Source organism: Porphyromonas uenonis 60-3 (assembly GCF_000174775.1).
GTDB classification, from domain to species: Bacteria; Bacteroidota; Bacteroidia; order Bacteroidales; family Porphyromonadaceae; genus Porphyromonas; species Porphyromonas uenonis_A.
In genome coordinates this window covers 34,845-51,071 of the sequence record NZ_ACLR01000118.1, presented here as the reverse complement: position 1 = coordinate 51,071, position 16,227 = coordinate 34,845, and the positions used below count along the sequence as shown (strand labels likewise).

Genomic DNA, 16,227 nt, shown 5'->3' with positions numbered 1-16,227 from the left:
AGCGAAGGAGACTACCACTCGTGGGCGGTAGTCTCCTTTTCTATTGGTCTTGCTGATTGTTGTTTTAGCTTTGCTGGCGGTAGGCGACGATATCCTCAATCGTGAGGACTGGCATATCGTGCGCTGCACCAAACTTCTGAATCTCTGGCATACGAGCCATCGTCCCATCCTCGTTGGTTAGCTCACAGAGGATGGCCGTATCGCCTAGCCCCGCAATGGAGACTATATCTATACTGCCCTCCGTATGTCCTCGACGCTCGAGCACGCCACCCTCTTTGGCTTGTAGCGGGAAGACGTGTCCTGGATGCACTAAGTCCTCTGGCTTGGCATCGGCTCGTGCTGCCGTCGTGATGGTGACGTAGCGGTCATGTGCCGAGACACCTGTCGTGACCCCTTCTTTGGCCTCTATAGAGATTGTGAAGGCAGTGTTGTTCACACAAGTATTGTGCTGTACCATCTGAGGGAGGTTGAGCTCCTGGCACTTCTTCGGCTTGAGGCAAAGGCAGATGATGCCACTGCACTCACGGATCATCAGTGCGATGTTTTGTGGAGTAAGTCTCTCTGTGGAGAAGATGATGTCGCCCTCGTTCTCACGGTTTTCATCATCTACGAGTAGGATGCCACGCCCATCTCTGAGGGCTTGGACGGCAGCTTGGATGCGAGCCTCTACGGCTGGGGAAATTGTTTTGGTCTGTCCCATTTCCTTGTTACTTTGAGTTTATATAAAAAGCACGAGGATCTGTGGTACACAAAAGTAGATGCATCGACCTGTAGATCCGAAGCCCCGACAGGGTCAGTGGCATCTTGATTCGAATACCATCCGGACTATCACCGTCGGTTATGGAGTTACACCATATCAGTCCCGCTATGGGAGTTGTGGACTATACCACCGGTAAGGAATTGCACCTCTCCTCTTGAATCAGTCGCAAAGGTACAAAAAAGCAACCTATCGTCATAGCCATCAGGAGCGATGTCGGGGCGCTTTTTGGTGCTACTCTTGCTATTTAGTACCTTTGCAGGAGATTAAGTACAATGCTCCCTATGCAACCCCACAAGATTACCACACCCTACTACCTACTAGAGGAGTCTCTCCTGAGACGTAACCTAGAGCTGATACGATCCGTAGCAGAGCGGGCGGGCGTGGAGATTATCTTAGCCTTCAAGGCGTACGCTCTCTGGCGCACCTTCCCTATATTTAAGGAGTACATCCACGCCAGTACGGCTAGTTCTCCGTGGGAGGCTCGCCTAGGCTACGAGGAGATGGGAGCGCCCGTGCATGCCTACACACCAGCCTACAGTGAGGAGAATATTGCGGACTTCGTGCGCTACAGTAGTCACATCACGCTCAACTCGCCCACCCAGTGGCAGCGCTTCGGACCCGCCTCACCTTACGCAGCCGAGCATATCTCTTACGGTCTGCGGCTAAACTTAGCTTACTCGCCTGTCAAGACGGAGATCTACAACCCCGCCCTGCCAGGAACACGCTTCGGCGTGAGTGCCGAGACGCTACAACAGATGGAGCAAGAGGGTGCTTTGATAGGACTAGAAGGTGTGCATCTGCATGTCCTCTGCGAAGGCGATGACGAGCAACTAGAGTTAGTGCTGGAGCGTCTCGAGGAGCGCTTTGGCTTTATCCTAGATAAGGTGCAGTGGCTCAACCTCGGGGGCGGACACTTGATGACGCATCGGGAGTACGATACGGAGCATCTGGTAGTGTTGCTACGAGCTTTCCGTGAGCGGCACTCCAACTTGCGAATTATTATGGAGCCAGGCAGTGCTTTCGCTTGGCAGACGGGCGACCTCTACGCTCAGGTGGTGGACATTGTCACCAACGATGGCATCAAGACGGCTATTATGAACGTTTCCTTCGCCTGTCACATGCCTGACTGTCTTGAGATGCCCTACCATCCAGTCGTGGAGGGGGCGACACAATGCGACACGCCCGAGCCTGGCACGCACAGCTACCGCCTAGGGGGCAACAGCTGTCTGAGTGGCGACTACATGGGCTACTGGACCTTTGACCATCCGCTGGAGATTGGCGAGACGCTCGTCCTCAAGGATATGCTACACTACACGACGGTCAAGACCAACATGTTCAATGGTGTACAGCATCCCGCCATTGCGCTGCGTCATCTCGACGGCTCCGTGGAGACGCTCCGTAGCTTTGACTACTCGGACTACAAGTCTCGCATGGACTAATCATTTAACCTAGAAGAAAGAGACCAACTATGGGACTATTCGGACTATTCTCAAAGAAGAAGAAAGAGACACTCGACACAGGTCTAGAAAAGAGCAAGACCTCTATGGTAGACAAGCTGACTCGTGCCGTAGCTGGCAAGAGCAAGGTTGACGATGCCATCCTCGATGATCTCGAGGATATACTCGTGACGAGTGATGTGGGCGTGGACACGACGCTCAAGATCATCAAGCGTATCGAAGAGCGTGTGGCTCGGGACAAATATGTCGGCACGAGCGAGCTCAAAAGCATCCTGCGTGACGAAGTGGCAGCGCTCCTTGCGGAGAATGGCACAACCGATGGGGAGAGCTTCACACTCCCTGCCGAGGCGCATCCTTACGTCATCATGGTCGTTGGTGTCAACGGCGTGGGCAAGACAACCACCATCGGCAAGCTCGCCTATCAGTTCAAGCAGCAGGGCAAGCGCATCGTACTGGGCGCTGCGGACACCTTCCGTGCAGCCGCCATCGAGCAGCTAGAGATATGGGGAGAGCGTGTCGGCGTGCCAGTCATCAAGCAGCAGATGGGCTCGGATCCCGCTTCGGTAGCCTTTGACACTTTACAGTCGGCCGTCGCTCAGAATGCCGACGTAGTCATCATCGACACGGCTGGTCGTCTGCACAACCAAGTGAGCCTGATGAATGAGCTCTCTAAGATCAAGCGTGTCATGGCGAAGGTAGTACCCGATGCGCCTCACGAAGTACTCCTCGTCCTCGACGGCTCCACGGGTCAGAACGCCTTCGAACAGGCAAAGCAGTTTACCGCAGCCACCGATGTCTCTGCCCTCGCCATCACGAAGCTTGATGGAACGGCAAAGGGCGGTGTCGTCATCGGTATCTCCGACCAATTTAAGGTACCAGTCAAGTATATCGGACTAGGCGAAAAGATTGAGGACCTGCAGGTCTTTCGCAAGCGTGAGTTCGTCGACTCCATCTTTGGCGATGAGCTTTAGTCCAGTAGTAGCTCCGTGATGATTGCCAACCAAATCGATGTCATCAGTCTAGGGTGCTCTAAGAACCTCGTTGACTCCGATGCGCTCATGCGTCGGCTCGCACAGTTCGGCTACACGCTACGTCACGACCCCGAGGAGCTGACTGGCGAGATAGCCGTCGTCAACACTTGCGGCTTCATACAGGCAGCTCAGGAGGAGTCGATCAACCTCATCCTCTCTCTCATTGAGGCGAAGAAAGAGGGGCGCATTCGCTCCGTCTATGTGATGGGTTGCCTAGGCGAACGCTTTCGTGAGGAGCTAACCGCGGAGCTCCCCGAGGTGGACAAGATCTATGGCAAGTATGACTGGAAGCAACTCATCAGCGATCTAGGACCGGCACTCAGTGCAGACAGCGCTACGCCACTATCCTACCGAACGCCTCCGCCTAGCGTCACGCCTCGACACTACAGCTACATCAAGATCTCCGAGGGGTGCGACCGCACCTGCTCTTACTGCGCCATCCCGCTCATCACAGGCCGTCATCACTCCCGTCCCATGGAGGAGATAGTCCGAGAGGTCGAGGGGCGCGTCTCCGCAGGCTGTCGGGAGTTTCAGATCATCGCTCAGGATAGCACTTATTATGGTGTAGACCTTTACCAAGAGCAAGCCATCGCTCCCCTGCTGGACCGCCTTGCTCAGGTAAATGGCGTTCACTGGCTCAGACTACACTACGCCTATCCAAACCACTTTCCCCTTGCGTTGCTAGATGTGATGGCACAGCATGACAACATCTGCAAGTATCTCGACCTTGCGCTCCAGCACAGCAGCAATCATATGCTTCAGCTGATGCGTCGGCAGATAACCCGTGAGGAGACCGTCGCTCTGCTAGAGCGTATCCGCGAGCAAGTGCCTGGCATCGCCCTGCGTACCACGATGATGGTCGGGCATCCAGGAGAGACAGACGAAGACTTTGCCGACCTCCTTGACTTCGTTAGCCAGATGCGCTTCGAGCGACTTGGCGCTTTCCAATACTCACACGAGGAGGGCACCTATGCCTACAAGCACTACCAAGACGATGTCCCGCCAGAGGTCAAGCAGGAGCGCTACGACGCCCTAATGTCTCTCCAAGCAAACATCTCTGCCAGCGTCAATAGCCGTAGGGTCGGCACCTCGCTGGAGGTAATCGTTGACCGAGAGGAAGAAGGCTACTACGTTGGTCGCACCCAGTACGACTCTCCCGAGGTGGACGGCGAAGTGATACTCAGCAGCGACCGTCCGCTCCATGTAGGCTCCTTCTACCGAGCTGAAATCACAGGCGTAGAGGAGTACGACCTCATCGCAACCACATCCCCAGAGCATCTCATCCTATGATTACGACCGAACAGTGGCTCCTCGAGGTCGCCGAGCAGAGCCAGCTCGCACAGACCACCTGCCAGCAACTATGGAGCGACCTCACCTCGCTACTCATCGGGCGACTCACTCAGGGGAGCAGTAGCTATATGCGTAGCGTCGGCTTATGGTCCGCCGAGAGCCACAGCGCCCGCATCGCCCTACTGCCTAGTGGCGAGCGCTACTTGATGCCCCCAAGCGTCATGCCACGCATCACCAACCAAGAGCAACCGCTCTCTGCCGAGGAGATTGGCGAACTCCTAGCAAAAGGGGCGATCCAGATACCGCAGACCCTCCAAAGCTTCTACGACAGTGTCACGAAGCTCTTTGAGATGCACGAGCGACTAGGACACACCCTCGAGTGGACTCCCCTAGGCACCTTCGCACCACAGTCCATAACTGGCGAAGATGAGAGCAGCGAGACCAGCTACGCCTTCACCCCTTCTGATGAATTGCTCCGACAGGTCAACAAGCCCTTTGAGATGTTTGCCCCCACGCTACTCAAGGAGGGTGTCCAGTGGCCCGATGTCGAGGAGCAGCCAGCCGAGAGCCTCGAGCAGGCTTGCCCGTCCATCATCTCCAGTCGTATCGCCGAGAGCACAGCCACGCCCCAACCAGCAAGCACTCCGCCCGCCTGGACACCTCAATCTCAAGCCGTGACTCCCGCTACGCCGACACCGCCACCCTTCTCAGCTAGCGAAAGCTCCCTCCCCACGGCTAAAGCAACTACTCCGCCACCTCCTCCAGCTAGCGAAAGCAACGAACCTGAAGCTGTCATCGCCACGCCACCACCTTATCGAAGAGAAGAGCCACAAGAGCGCAAGCCCCGCAAGCTATGGCTTTGGATCGTCATCCCGCTAGTCGCTGTCCTAGTGATGGCGCTGTTGCTATGGTTCTTCGCCTTCGGCAAGCAAGAGATGCCGAGCTCCCGCACCACGCCCCCGCCCAGCACGATGATACCCGTCGAGGCGACTCCGACGATAGACACCGTCGCACCCATCGATAGTGTCGCGCCAGTAGCCGATACGACCGCCCAGCAGGAGATACTCACCACCGTGATCCTTGGCAATGGCGACTATCTAGCGCGCTACGCCCATCGTTACCTCGGTCGTAGTGAGTACTGGATCTACATCTACCTAGCTAATAAGGAGCAGATCAAGGACCCCGACAATATTCCTCTCGGCACCGAGATCAAGATACCCTCGCCGCAGAGCGTAGGCATCACAGGCAACCAAGAGGCCGACCTCGCTACGGCAAAGCGCCTCATCCACGACTACTACAGTACTACTGCAAAGAGCTAGGCGCTAGTCACCGCACCATGACTAGCATAGCTGATGAAGCTGAGCAGATACGGCTACTAATCCCCTAGTTAATGGCGATTAAAGTAGCATTTACTACCCACTAAACGAAGCCCCCCCTAGGGTGGCGCTACACAACGAAGAAGGCGATCTGAGGATGCTCGGGTCGCCCTTTCTTTTGATGTGCATGCTCCCCGCCCTTCGCCCCCACTCCTTGACCGTCCCCTCCCCACTTCCACCAGTTTCATACCGAAGAAACTGGAGTTTCATACCGAAGAAACTAGAGTTTCATACCGAAGAAAATGGATTTTCATGGGGGAGAAAATGGATTTTCATGGGCATGAAAATCTTTTGCCACCTAGAGGGAACAGAAATTGGGCGGGAGGTACGTGGCAATTCGTGCACACCTAAATCTTGCTGAGTGCGCAAAAAAGGCGTAACTTTGAGGTCGTAACAACTAAGTAATCTATTAAGTAATCTATAGTGTATGTCTCAATCTAGTGGTATCTTAAGACCTGTCAGGCGGTTTACCATTCGTAAGGTGGACTCGTCTGTCGTACTTTTTCTCGCAACCATCGTGGCTCTTATCGTGGCAAATAGCCCGCTCAGAGAGCTATACCACACGTTGCTCGCTATACCGATCAATCTGAACGTCCTAGGGCTGGACATCTTCCAGGCTCATGGCGAGCCGATGAGCTTCTTGGTTTTTGCCAATGATGTCCTGATGGTTTTCTTCTTCTTTGTCGTCGGACTAGACATCAAGCAGCAGCTACTCGTGGGTGAGCTCTCCTCGGTCAAGAAGGCTATGATGCCTGTCGTGGGGGCTATAGGCGGTATGATTATGCCGATCATCCTCTTCTGGCTGATTGCTCCTGCGGGCGATGCGAGCCGAGGTGCAGCTATCCCAATGGCTACGGATATAGCCTTCGTACTGGCTGTACTGATGTTGCTCAAGGATCATGTGCCAGTCTCGCTACGTGTCTTTATGACTACGCTGGCGGTGGCTGACGATATAGGCGGTATCATCGTGATAGCGCTCTTTTACTCTACAGGGATCAACCTGCTGATGCTCGGTCTGGGCCTCGCTGTCGTTGCTATCCTAGCACTCCTAGGTCGTGCGGGGGTACGCCACATTGGGCTCTATATGATCGGGCTCTTCGTCGTATGGTTTTTCTTCTTACAGAGCGGTATACACACGACTATCGCTGGCGTGATGGTGGCTCTGGCGATGCCTATGACCACGTCTGTATCTCGTCACCAACTGGGCAGCCTCGCGGGTGCTATCTCTAAGATGCTACCAACAGAAGAGAGCGCTAAGAAGGGACAGACGACTCATCTAGAGGGTGCTGACATTGCGATGATCAATAGTCTGCGCCATGCGGCGGCATCGGCTATCCCTCCAGTACAGCGCCTAGAGCATGCGCTCACGGGCTGGGTGAACTACTTGATCCTGCCTGTCTTTGCGTTTGTCAATGCGGGCATTGACTTCTCAACCTTCAGTATGGGTGACATCTCGACGCTCCCCTTTGCGGTCATGCTGGGGCTCTTCATCGGTAAGCCTATGGGTATCTTCCTCTTCACCTATGTCTATATCCTACTGACGCAACATAAGTGGAGCGATGGGGTCTACCCAGCGATGCTCTTTGCGGTATCTATATTGGGCGGTATCGGCTTTACGGTCTCCATGTTTATCGCCAGCCTGTCGTACGATGTGCACCTTCATCTGGACTGGCTCAGCGAGGCTAAGCTGGGCATCCTGACGGGTAGCCTTATCTCTGGTATCGTGGGCTATATCACGGTGCTGGCTGTGGGTAATAGACACCAACGGCGGAAAGCTAAACAAGCAAACTAGTCGGGCTGACTAAGCGCTCGCCCCTCCCCAAAAAAAAGCAAGTGGCGACGAAGGTACTCGCGGGTACCTCCGTCGCCACTTCTCTTGTGATGACCTGGCTGGGGGACTAAACTCTCTTGATCTGGTCCTCGCTTATCTCTTGGATAGGCGTGACGAGACGATAGCCCTTGCCGTGTACGTTCTTGATCTCCAGTGAGGGATCGACCTTGAGGATCTTACGGAGCTTGGTCACATAGACATCCATGCTACGTGCGTTGAAGTAGTTGGCGTCAGACCAGATCGTCCTCAGCGCATACTCTCTCTCGAGGGTCTCATTGGCGTAAACGCAGAAGAGCGTCAGTAGCTCATTTTCCTTTGTAGTCAGTGTGAAGACCTGTCCGTCTTCAGTCGTTAGGGACTGCTTCTTGGTATCATAAAGGAGCTTGCCTAGCTGATAGAACTGCTGATGCTCATGTCCATCACCGATGATACGGCGCATGATAGCCTCCATACGAGCCTCTAGCTCTTGCATGCTAAAGGGCTTCGTGATGTAGTCGTCAGCTCCTAGCTTGAAGCCTGCGAGGATGTCCTTCTTCTGATCCTTGGCAGTGACAAAGATGATGGGGATCTCGGGCTCAAGGGTACGAATCTCCTTGGCTAGCTCAAAGCCATCCATCTTTGGCATCATAATATCAATGAGACATAGATCGTACTTCTTCTGGCGAAAGGCCTCTAGTCCCATCTCTCCATCTGTAAAGAGGTCTACCTCATACTCCTTAGCTATAAGATACTCCTGAAGCATAATGCCTAAGCTCTCATCGTCTTCACAGAGGAATACTCTAATCTCTTTGTTATTCATAGGGTTTTATTTATTTGTTGTGAATTCTCTAGTTTGTAGTTAGTTAGATGTTCGTGAATAAGAATAGTTTACTTTTACTTGTTTACTATCTTTGATTTACTCTTCGTGAGGTAAGGTATGCGTAGCGACATCTTGGTGCCTACACCGAGCTTGCTAAAGACTTTGACCTCGCCTCCCATAGCCTGGATAGCTCGCTGCACATAAGCGAGCCCGAGACCAAAGCCCTTGACATCATGACGGTCGCCCGTATGGACTCGATAAAACTGATCGAAGATATGCCCTCTATCCTGACGAGAGATACCGATACCGTTGTCCTCTATGTCAATGATAAGATTGGCATTGTCGCTATGCGTGGTGAGCGTGATGATCGGCGGGGTGTCCTCCTTGCGATACTTCAGACTGTTGTCTATCACATTAGATATAACGTTCTGAAAGGCTATCCTGTCACACATGAGCATATGATGCTCCGCCTCCAGCGCCAGGACCAGCTCGCCATGAGCACTGTTGATCTTCATGGCATAGGCACTGCTCAGGTCTCTGATCTCCTCGTGAGCGTCAAGCTCTACAGGGTAGCTCTTGAGCACACCTCGCTCCATCATAGATGACTGCAAGACCTGATCCACTAGTAGTGTGAGGCGATCTACCTCCTTAAGCATCGTCTGGGTGATACGCTTGCGTCGCTCCTCCGACTGCTCGAGTGAGGGGTCTTCGAGCATCTCACACGCTAGACGTATGGAGCTCACGGGGGTCTTGAGCTCATGCGTCATATTGCTGACGAAGTCTTTGCGCTCCCGCAGGTAGTGCTTGTGTCGTAAGAGGATCGTAACAGCTAGCACACTGAGGACGATAATCACGAGCAGTGTACCCGCCGAGGGCAACGTATAGATGAGCGTGCCTATATGCCGGCTGTGCTCTGGAAAAGTCACCTCAATATAGGGCAAATCCAACTCTCCAGACTCCGTCTCTATATAGGCACTGGAGCTTGCGAATAAGTCTTTACGCACTACTAGAGGCGGTCTGAGCGAATGCTCATATCTGTCAGAGACCGTCGTATAGACCGCTTGACCGTCACTGTCATAGAGGGTAAACTCAAAGGCCTCTGTGATACCCACCTGAGCCAGTTCATGCGCTAGTGCTCTCTGCAGAAAGCTCACACTGACGCGCTGACGGAGGGGCTCATTATTGCGCTGGAGGATGGTACGCAGGACTGTCTCATCAAGGAGGCTACGATGGTAGAAGTAGGTGTTGAGTAGCTTGCTCTGCAACACTTTCGTATGTTCCTCGCTCTGCCCCTTCACACGAGCCTCGGCCCATGGCGGACAGGTGGCACGCTCAGCATTGCCGTAACCATTCCACACCTCGCTACCATCGGACATATAGCTTGACGAGAAGGCGCTAGAGGCGACACCAGGAGACTGAAGCGTATCATCACTCAGTCCTAGTCGCTGCACATCGTCTTGCGTGAGTAGCATGCGCAACTGACGCTCCACCTCATCTTGCTCCAACGAACGAGACACCTCGCTCAGAGCTCGCTGAGCCAAAGTCTCGAAGTATTCGTTGTAGAGATCGGCAATATACTTGAAGTTGCGCAACTGCAACAGTATAGTTACCGTCGCAATAGCAACAAGCAAGACGATCATGGTCGAGATGATTCGCTTCTCCATGTCAGTTACCTCCTCTAGATGTTAGTTTCGCACACAAGCAAGAGACCTTCATCAGAGCCTTATCTGGTCTATATGAATAAGGTCATCTAGCTCGATCGTTGTCACACTCCCATAGGGTAGGATCTGGGCAAAAGCTTCTTGCAGCGTGATGCGCCCCGCCATAGATCGCACAGCGTTGACGACACCGCCATGCGAAAAGAGGAGTACCCGCTGAGCACCTGATCTGTAGAGCTCATCAAGTAGATCAGCAACACGCTGAGCCAAGTCACGGAGCGACTCACCTCTAGGGGCTGGCCGATCAATGAAGTACTCAAAGAAGGCTGACACCTCCTGCTCGGTCTCCAGGATACTAGTCCAAGGCTGCCCCTCCCAATCGCCAAAGTTCATCTCCTTCAGGCGATCGTCCACCTCTATATGGGTACCCTCGGGTACGCAATAGCGCGCCAGCCGTAGCGCACGAGATAGAGGACTGGAGAGGATGCGGTCATAGAGAGACAGATCTATCTGAGCAGCCACACGAGGAGCCTCCTCCTCAAATGTAGTTGCCAGCGGTATATCTGTATTGCCATAGCAAACGACCTGCCACTCGGGCGCCACTGCCGTATGTCTGACCAACGTGATCTGCATCCTTTCGTACTCTTCTCTTTTCTACCTATTCATATCCAGCGACATGATAGTTGATGGGTCTCACCACCTATCGTCACCGTTAAAGTCTTTGCCTCGATTGTCACGTCGACGGCCATGGGCATCACCCCCCTTAGCTTTGTAAGGTTTATTGCCCTTAGCATGTCCCTTAGGCTCTCTAGGCTCATCGCTATATCGGTCTGATCTCATTCTCTTAGGACCAGACTTAGCAGGGCGATTGGGACGGCCTCCACCTCGTGAGGAGTACTCTCGAGCAGCCTCTCTAGACTCTCGGTCCTCCTGCTGAGCCTCTAGGTAGTGCTTCATCGAGAGAGCCTCACGCAGGATGTCATTGACAGGGAGCTCCTCGCCGTCTAGCGTGACGATATCGTCTTCTACCACGATATCCGTTAGCTCAGCTCGCTCGCCATTGAGCATGACACGTCCAGCGACGATGTACTTCTCCACTTCACGGCGCGATCCGATGCCAGCATCGCTCAGAAGTTTGTTGATACGCAAACTCATGATTCAGTCGTTATATCTAAAGTTTAGTTCATTGATTACTGCCGTACGGGTAAGCGATAGCTGAATCTCCGCTATAGCTCGTTGCATACGTCGCACACTCTCGGGGATACCCAGCAAGTGGATGATCTCATGGATACGCGCTCCACGCGGTTCGCCCACGAGCGCCATACGTATACCATTCATCACCTTGCCCATGGGAAGCTCATCACCATTGATCTTGTCGTAAAGAGCCTGCTCGATCGTCTCTAGCGAAGCATCACTAGGGAGTCCCTCCAGGAGCGTGATCATCTGCTGTAAGTAGCCAGGCGTCTCCGCCTTCCAGTGCTTCTTGAGCCCCTTAGCATCATACTCAGTAGGCGCCACAAAGAAGTAAAGCACCTCAGGAAGTAAGTCTGGGAGTAGCTGCGCCTTATCTCGCACCGTCAGGAGTACGTCTCGTAGCTGCTCATCGGTAGGGTTCAAGCCACGCTCACTCAGAGCAGGGCGAAGGTATGCAACGAGACGCTCTACGGGGACGATCTGTATGTACTGGTGGTTGAACCACTTGGCCTTTTCAAAGTCAAAGCGTGCGCCACTCTTACTGCAGCGATCTAGCGAAAAAGCGGAGATCAGCTCAGACGAAATAGCCTTTTGCGGATCTGCAAAGAGCTCTTGATCGGTACCAGGATTCCACCCCAGTAGAGCGAGGAAGTTGCTCACAGCCTCTGGTAGATAACCCTGCTCGCGGTAACCCATCGAGATAGAGCCATCCTCAGGACTGCACCACTCCAATGGGAAGACCGGGAAGCCTAGCTTATCGCCATCACGCTTGCTCAGCTTACCACTCCCCTGAGGCTTCAAGAGGAGCGACAGGTGGGCAAACTGTGGCATCGAGTCCTGCCAGCCGAAAGCCTCGTAGAGCAAGACATGCAACGGAGCACTAGGGAGCCACTCCTCACCACGGATCACATGCGTAATCTGCATCAAGTGGTCATCTACAATGTTGGCTAGATGGTAGGTAGGCAGGTCATCGGCACTCTTGTAGAGGACCTTGTCGTCTAGTTGTGTAGAGCTGATGACCACCTTGCCACGGATCAAGTCGTCGACCTCAACCTCTCGGTCTGGGTCTACCTTAAAGCGCACCACATACTCCGCACCAGACTCTAGCAGACGAGTCACCTCCTCGCTAAGGAGCGAAAGGCTATTGCGCATCTTAGAGCGAGTCGCAGCATCATAGCTAAAGTTGGGCATCTCCTGCCGTGCCTGCTCCAGCTCCTCAACAGTGTCAAAAGCATAGTAAGCAGCGCCACGCTCTATGAGCTGCTGCACATACTCACGATAGATCTCCCGTCTCTCACTCTGGCGATAGGGACCGTAAGGCTGATTGTCACTGCCTATACCCTCGTCGATCTCTATCCCTAGCCACTGTAGCGCCTCGATAATATAGTCTTCAGCTCCAGGCACAAAGCGCTTGCTATCCGTATCCTCTATACGTAGCACCATCGTGCCACCATGATGACGCGCGAAGAGATAATTAAAGAGTGCTGTCCGTGCGCCACCTATATGTAGTGGACCCGTGGGACTAGGTGCAAATCTAACTCGAACCATTCCTGTTTTTCCTTTATTGTTGTCTGTTGCTTACTCAGAGCAATGTCATTTCGTTTCGTATAGTCGTGCACAGGCTCTCAAGGTGCCTCATACCGACTCTTTACAATCATGCCACAAAGATAGCAAAAAGCGATGGACAAAGCGCTTTATCCTTCCTATCCACCGCTCTCTAAAGCGAATTTCCACTCCTTGATCTATCAGGAGCTAGTGACTTGAGCTGGTCAACGATACCTCTACACCCAGATCTCTAGTGAGGAAAGACGAAATAACTGGCTAGAAAGTAAATATTCCCCACGGAAACGGGATATAAAAGTTCGGAAGAATGAAATGAAACTTCGGAAGAAGCAAATCAAAGTTCGGAAGAATTTGCCGCCGCCTCCGTAGCGATTTCTCATTTCTTCGGTAGAAAGTCAGAGCCTCCCTACCCCCTCCTCCCCTATTTGTTAAGTTCCAAAAACGCTTCAGCTTTGGAAACGGGATGCTCACAGCAAGTAGAAAAAGAAGAGGAGGATGCCAGCTTTATTTCAGTGGCACCCTCCTCCTATTGAGTGAGAGAGTCTATTGCTTAGCGCAATGTGTCTCTTCTAATTGTCTCGCTTAGGTCTTGCTGAGTATGATATATTCAATGCGTCAGCACGACGTAGCTCATTCTTGATATCTGCTATGATTTTCATCTTGGTAGATGCATCGCCCTTGATAGAGACGGTCATCAGCTTGCGACGCTCATCCTGTATCTGAGCCTCTTCGTCCTTGACAAAGCCATAGACGGCAGAGGGATCTGTGGTAATCTGATCGTTGAGCTGGATAGCTGGTGCTGTACCAAACTTAGCCTGTAGCTCAGGGATAGGCTTACCTACATAGATAAAGGATACAAGAGACTTTTCCTCCAACTTGGTGAGCTCAGTCGCTGTGGGGAGATTCTGAAAGGCAACCTTAGGAGTCACCTCTCGGATACTCGTCACCATCATGATGAAGAACAGAAAGGCAAAAATCAAGTCTGGCAGTGAGGAGGTATTCAGCTCAGGCATCGTACGCCCTCCAGCTTGTTTGAACTTTCCCATAATTATGCGCTATAAGTTGAAGTTTACGAGTTGAGTGGCATCTCAGAGATGTGCATCGGATAGCAGTCGACAACAATCTTCTGCTTATCAGGTGTCAGGTCATCATATGGCTGACCAAACTCTTTCTGAGCGACGATATCCCATACCTCATTGTAAGCTCGGAGTAGCTCGTTCTGTACATCGATATACATCTGGTAGCTGGTCTCGACCTCGTTCTTGAGCGAGATAGCATACGATGATGTCGTCACAACGCGATCCCCTAGTCCAGCGATGTAGCGTGTCTCCTTCTCTGGGAGATGTGGCAGATCCTGGGGGTTGAGGATGAACTCGACAGTACGATCTTTAAGCCTATCTAGAGGTACGATAGCCATATCGTCACGTCCTGACGCATCTTTCTTGATGATAGCTATCTGATCCGAGCGGTTCACAAGGATACGCAATACGTTACGGTCACGTATCTCAATATCCTGTTGCTGCTGCTCGGGGGGAACCAACGGCGGTAGGCGCCTCTTTAGTCCCTGATCGGTGTCCATTGAAGTAGTAATCAAGAAGAAGATCAGAAGAATAAAAGAGATGTCGGCCATGGATGACCCATTGATACTGGGTACCTTCTTTTTAGTTCTAGACATTGCTCTTTACTGATGTTTGATTACTTACTTGGATAGACTCTTACGGATACCACCCCAGATGACACCTACTATAATAAGAACCACGAGCGTGTAGGCTGTGTAGATACACATATCAATGGTCTTGAGCCACCCTGGAGTATTATACTGTGCTGAGTCCTCATTGACAGACATGGGAGTACTATCACCTATAGCGTAGGAAACACCCAGTATGACTATCAATAGGATAAAGACTAAGAGACCCTGTAGAGCCTTCTTAGGATTAGTGCGGAATCCTTGGATTAGGGAGGCGATAGCGAACACAAGCGTCGCTATGAGCGTCAGCGCAACGAGAGCATAGCCCCAATACAAGACTAAGTCTGTATTGGCATAGACCTTATTGCCCGAAGCATCTAGCTCGACTCCCCCGACGAAAAACGCAAGGCAGACCGCAACGGAGACTACTATGAGTACTAGTAGCGTCCAGCTAGAGATCTTACGAATTTTGGTTACTGCCATGGTTGCGTATTACTTATGGAGGTTGTACTTGATAGCAAAGTCTACTAGCGTGATAGAGGCATCCTCCATACGATTGAGGATAGACTCAACCTTAGATAGGATGTAGTTGTAGAAGATCTGAAGGATCATAGCAACGATCAGACCACCGATGGTCGTAATCAGAGCCACCTTCATACCACCTGCGACGACCGTTGGGCTGATATCACCGACCTTCTCGATCTTATCGAATGCCATGACCATACCAACGACGGTACCAAGGAATCCGAGTGAAGGAGCGATAGCGATGAAGAGCGTGATCCATGAGAGGTTCTTCTCAAGAAGTCCACCCTGTACACCTCCGTAAGAGACGATAGAGCGCTCAACAACATCGATGCCCTGATCAAAGCGCATGAGTGCCTGATAAGCGATAGAAGCAACGGGACCACGAGTGTTACGTGCGATCTCCTTAGCACCATTCATATCACCACGATTGAGTGCCTCCTCGAGCTTGCGTAGGAAGGCCTCGTAGTTGTTGTCTGCTAGGTTGAGGTAGATGATACGCTCTAGGCAGAGGACAAGACCGAGGATGAGCACTAGTGCGATGAGTGCCATGAAGTCTGCACCACCCTCGATGAACTTCTTCTTGAGAGCCTGATGGAAGCCTTGATCCTGGTCTGCTGTAGCATCCTGCTCCATAACAACTGCCATGTCAGCCTCGACAGCCTCATCAACGGTAGATGGAGTTACCTCCTCTGTGGTTGCAGAGTCTCCAGCTGCTGGAGCAGCCTCCTGTGCGTAGGTCATCTGTGTGAGGCCCAGTGTGAGTAGAGCCATGCATGATAACGTTGCAAATAACTTTTTCATTGCGATAGTTGTGTTAGTTGATTATTTCTAGTTTGATTATTATTGTTGCGGAGAGAGAGGGATTCGAACCCTCGAAACGTTTTCGACGTTTACACGCTTTCCAGGCGTGCCTCTTCAGCCACTCGAGCATCTCTCCTTAATATGTCAGTCTGTCATACGTAGTCCTTATAACTATATCTTCCGAGTATATCTCCTATCTCGTGGAGCCTACTGTCCGTTTACCAGTGCAAATCTAAAGAATTTTGGTGACTTAGC

15 protein-coding genes, 1 tRNA gene and 1 riboswitch are annotated in these 16,227 nt (G+C 52.3%); of the genes, 5 read left to right on the top strand and 11 right to left on the bottom strand.

All coding sequences use genetic code 11. The features are described 5' to 3' along the window. Positions 1-64: 64 nt before the first annotated feature. On the bottom strand, positions 65-700 hold the full coding sequence (gene ribB / locus PORUE0001_RS03410; protein WP_007365056.1) for a 3,4-dihydroxy-2-butanone-4-phosphate synthase: 636 nt from the start codon (positions 698-700) through the stop codon (positions 65-67). Between the two features lie 103 nt (positions 701-803). Continuing rightward, positions 804-924, bottom strand: a riboswitch (FMN riboswitch). A gap of 108 nt (positions 925-1,032) precedes the next feature. On the opposite strand from ribB, the gene nspC reads away from it, so the two are divergent. The 5 genes from nspC (at position 1,033) to nhaA (ending at position 7,706) form a co-directional block, all read left to right on the top strand. Beyond that, positions 1,033-2,199: a carboxynorspermidine decarboxylase gene (nspC, locus tag PORUE0001_RS03405; protein WP_007365036.1), complete on the top strand. Its 1,167-nt coding sequence runs from the start codon at positions 1,033-1,035 to the stop codon at positions 2,197-2,199. Positions 2,200-2,228: 29 nt separating this feature from the next. Continuing rightward, the gene (ftsY, locus tag PORUE0001_RS03400; protein WP_007365033.1) at positions 2,229-3,188 is read left to right on the top strand and encodes a signal recognition particle-docking protein FtsY; all 960 of its coding nucleotides are present in this window, start codon (positions 2,229-2,231) and stop codon (positions 3,186-3,188) included. Between the two features lie 18 nt (positions 3,189-3,206). Continuing rightward, positions 3,207-4,538 (top strand): 30S ribosomal protein S12 methylthiotransferase RimO, encoded by a 1,332-nt coding sequence (gene rimO, locus PORUE0001_RS03395; RefSeq protein WP_007365123.1) that lies wholly within the window; start codon positions 3,207-3,209, stop codon positions 4,536-4,538. Beyond that, positions 4,535-5,857: a LysM peptidoglycan-binding domain-containing protein gene (locus PORUE0001_RS03390; protein ID WP_007365059.1), complete on the top strand. Its 1,323-nt coding sequence runs from the start codon at positions 4,535-4,537 to the stop codon at positions 5,855-5,857. The genes rimO and PORUE0001_RS03390 overlap by 4 nt, the downstream gene beginning before the upstream one ends. A 484-nt stretch (positions 5,858-6,341) precedes the next feature. Next, positions 6,342-7,706, top strand: a complete 1,365-nt coding sequence (nhaA, locus tag PORUE0001_RS03385; protein WP_007365108.1) for a Na+/H+ antiporter NhaA — start codon at positions 6,342-6,344, stop codon at positions 7,704-7,706. Between the two features lie 106 nt (positions 7,707-7,812). On the opposite strand, the gene PORUE0001_RS03380 is transcribed toward nhaA, so the two are convergent. The 10 genes from PORUE0001_RS03380 to PORUE0001_RS03335 form a co-directional block, all read right to left on the bottom strand. Then, positions 7,813-8,544, bottom strand: a complete 732-nt coding sequence (locus PORUE0001_RS03380; protein WP_007365034.1) for a response regulator transcription factor — start codon at positions 8,542-8,544, stop codon at positions 7,813-7,815. Between the two features lie 74 nt (positions 8,545-8,618). Further along, positions 8,619-10,208, bottom strand: a complete 1,590-nt coding sequence (locus PORUE0001_RS03375) for a sensor histidine kinase (protein WP_007365121.1) — start codon at positions 10,206-10,208, stop codon at positions 8,619-8,621. 51 nt (positions 10,209-10,259) lie between these two features. After that, positions 10,260-10,835 carry a histidine phosphatase family protein gene (locus PORUE0001_RS03370; protein WP_007365120.1) on the bottom strand — a complete coding sequence of 192 codons (576 nt, stop codon included), beginning with the start codon at positions 10,833-10,835 and terminating at the stop codon, positions 10,260-10,262. A gap of 60 nt (positions 10,836-10,895) precedes the next feature. Further along, the gene (locus PORUE0001_RS03365) at positions 10,896-11,357 is read right to left on the bottom strand and encodes a S4 domain-containing protein (protein ID WP_007365065.1); all 462 of its coding nucleotides are present in this window, start codon (positions 11,355-11,357) and stop codon (positions 10,896-10,898) included. A 3-nt stretch (positions 11,358-11,360) separates the two neighbouring features. After that, on the bottom strand, positions 11,361-12,944 hold the full coding sequence (gene gltX, locus PORUE0001_RS03360; protein ID WP_007365050.1) for a glutamate--tRNA ligase: 1,584 nt from the start codon (positions 12,942-12,944) through the stop codon (positions 11,361-11,363). A gap of 584 nt (positions 12,945-13,528) precedes the next feature. Beyond that, positions 13,529-14,005, bottom strand: a complete 477-nt coding sequence (locus tag PORUE0001_RS03355; protein WP_007365070.1) for an ExbD/TolR family protein — start codon at positions 14,003-14,005, stop codon at positions 13,529-13,531. Between the two features lie 23 nt (positions 14,006-14,028). Further along, on the bottom strand, positions 14,029-14,634 hold the full coding sequence (locus tag PORUE0001_RS03350; RefSeq protein ID WP_039865484.1) for an ExbD/TolR family protein: 606 nt from the start codon (positions 14,632-14,634) through the stop codon (positions 14,029-14,031). A 24-nt stretch (positions 14,635-14,658) separates the two neighbouring features. Further along, positions 14,659-15,129: a hypothetical protein gene (locus PORUE0001_RS03345; RefSeq protein ID WP_007365084.1), complete on the bottom strand. Its 471-nt coding sequence runs from the start codon at positions 15,127-15,129 to the stop codon at positions 14,659-14,661. Between the two features lie 9 nt (positions 15,130-15,138). Then, positions 15,139-15,942 carry a MotA/TolQ/ExbB proton channel family protein gene (locus PORUE0001_RS03340; protein WP_007365068.1) on the bottom strand — a complete coding sequence of 268 codons (804 nt, stop codon included), beginning with the start codon at positions 15,940-15,942 and terminating at the stop codon, positions 15,139-15,141. A gap of 78 nt (positions 15,943-16,020) precedes the next feature. Next, a tRNA-Ser gene (locus tag PORUE0001_RS03335) sits at positions 16,021-16,108 on the bottom strand. Positions 16,109-16,227 lie beyond the last annotated feature (119 nt).

Excerpts from the sequence above, each read along its gene's own strand:
- ribB (WP_007365056.1), bottom strand. The coding sequence starts at position 700 with ATGGGACAGACCAAAACAATTTCCCCAGCCGTAGAGGCTCGCATCCAA.
- nspC (WP_007365036.1), top strand. The coding sequence starts at position 1,033 with ATGCTCCCTATGCAACCCCACAAGATTACCACACCCTACTACCTACTA.
- ftsY (WP_007365033.1), top strand. The coding sequence starts at position 2,229 with ATGGGACTATTCGGACTATTCTCAAAGAAGAAGAAAGAGACACTCGAC.
- rimO (WP_007365123.1), top strand. The coding sequence starts at position 3,207 with ATGATTGCCAACCAAATCGATGTCATCAGTCTAGGGTGCTCTAAGAAC.
- PORUE0001_RS03390 (WP_007365059.1), top strand. The coding sequence starts at position 4,535 with ATGATTACGACCGAACAGTGGCTCCTCGAGGTCGCCGAGCAGAGCCAG.
- nhaA (WP_007365108.1), top strand. The coding sequence starts at position 6,342 with ATGTCTCAATCTAGTGGTATCTTAAGACCTGTCAGGCGGTTTACCATT.
- PORUE0001_RS03380 (WP_007365034.1), bottom strand. The coding sequence starts at position 8,544 with ATGAATAACAAAGAGATTAGAGTATTCCTCTGTGAAGACGATGAGAGC.
- PORUE0001_RS03375 (WP_007365121.1), bottom strand. The coding sequence starts at position 10,208 with ATGGAGAAGCGAATCATCTCGACCATGATCGTCTTGCTTGTTGCTATT.
- PORUE0001_RS03370 (WP_007365120.1), bottom strand. The coding sequence starts at position 10,835 with ATGCAGATCACGTTGGTCAGACATACGGCAGTGGCGCCCGAGTGGCAG.
- PORUE0001_RS03365 (WP_007365065.1), bottom strand. The coding sequence starts at position 11,357 with ATGAGTTTGCGTATCAACAAACTTCTGAGCGATGCTGGCATCGGATCG.
- gltX (WP_007365050.1), bottom strand. The coding sequence starts at position 12,944 with ATGGTTCGAGTTAGATTTGCACCTAGTCCCACGGGTCCACTACATATA.
- PORUE0001_RS03355 (WP_007365070.1), bottom strand. The coding sequence starts at position 14,005 with ATGGGAAAGTTCAAACAAGCTGGAGGGCGTACGATGCCTGAGCTGAAT.
- PORUE0001_RS03350 (WP_039865484.1), bottom strand. The coding sequence starts at position 14,634 with ATGTCTAGAACTAAAAAGAAGGTACCCAGTATCAATGGGTCATCCATG.
- PORUE0001_RS03345 (WP_007365084.1), bottom strand. The coding sequence starts at position 15,129 with ATGGCAGTAACCAAAATTCGTAAGATCTCTAGCTGGACGCTACTAGTA.
- PORUE0001_RS03340 (WP_007365068.1), bottom strand. The coding sequence starts at position 15,942 with ATGGCTCTACTCACACTGGGCCTCACACAGATGACCTACGCACAGGAG.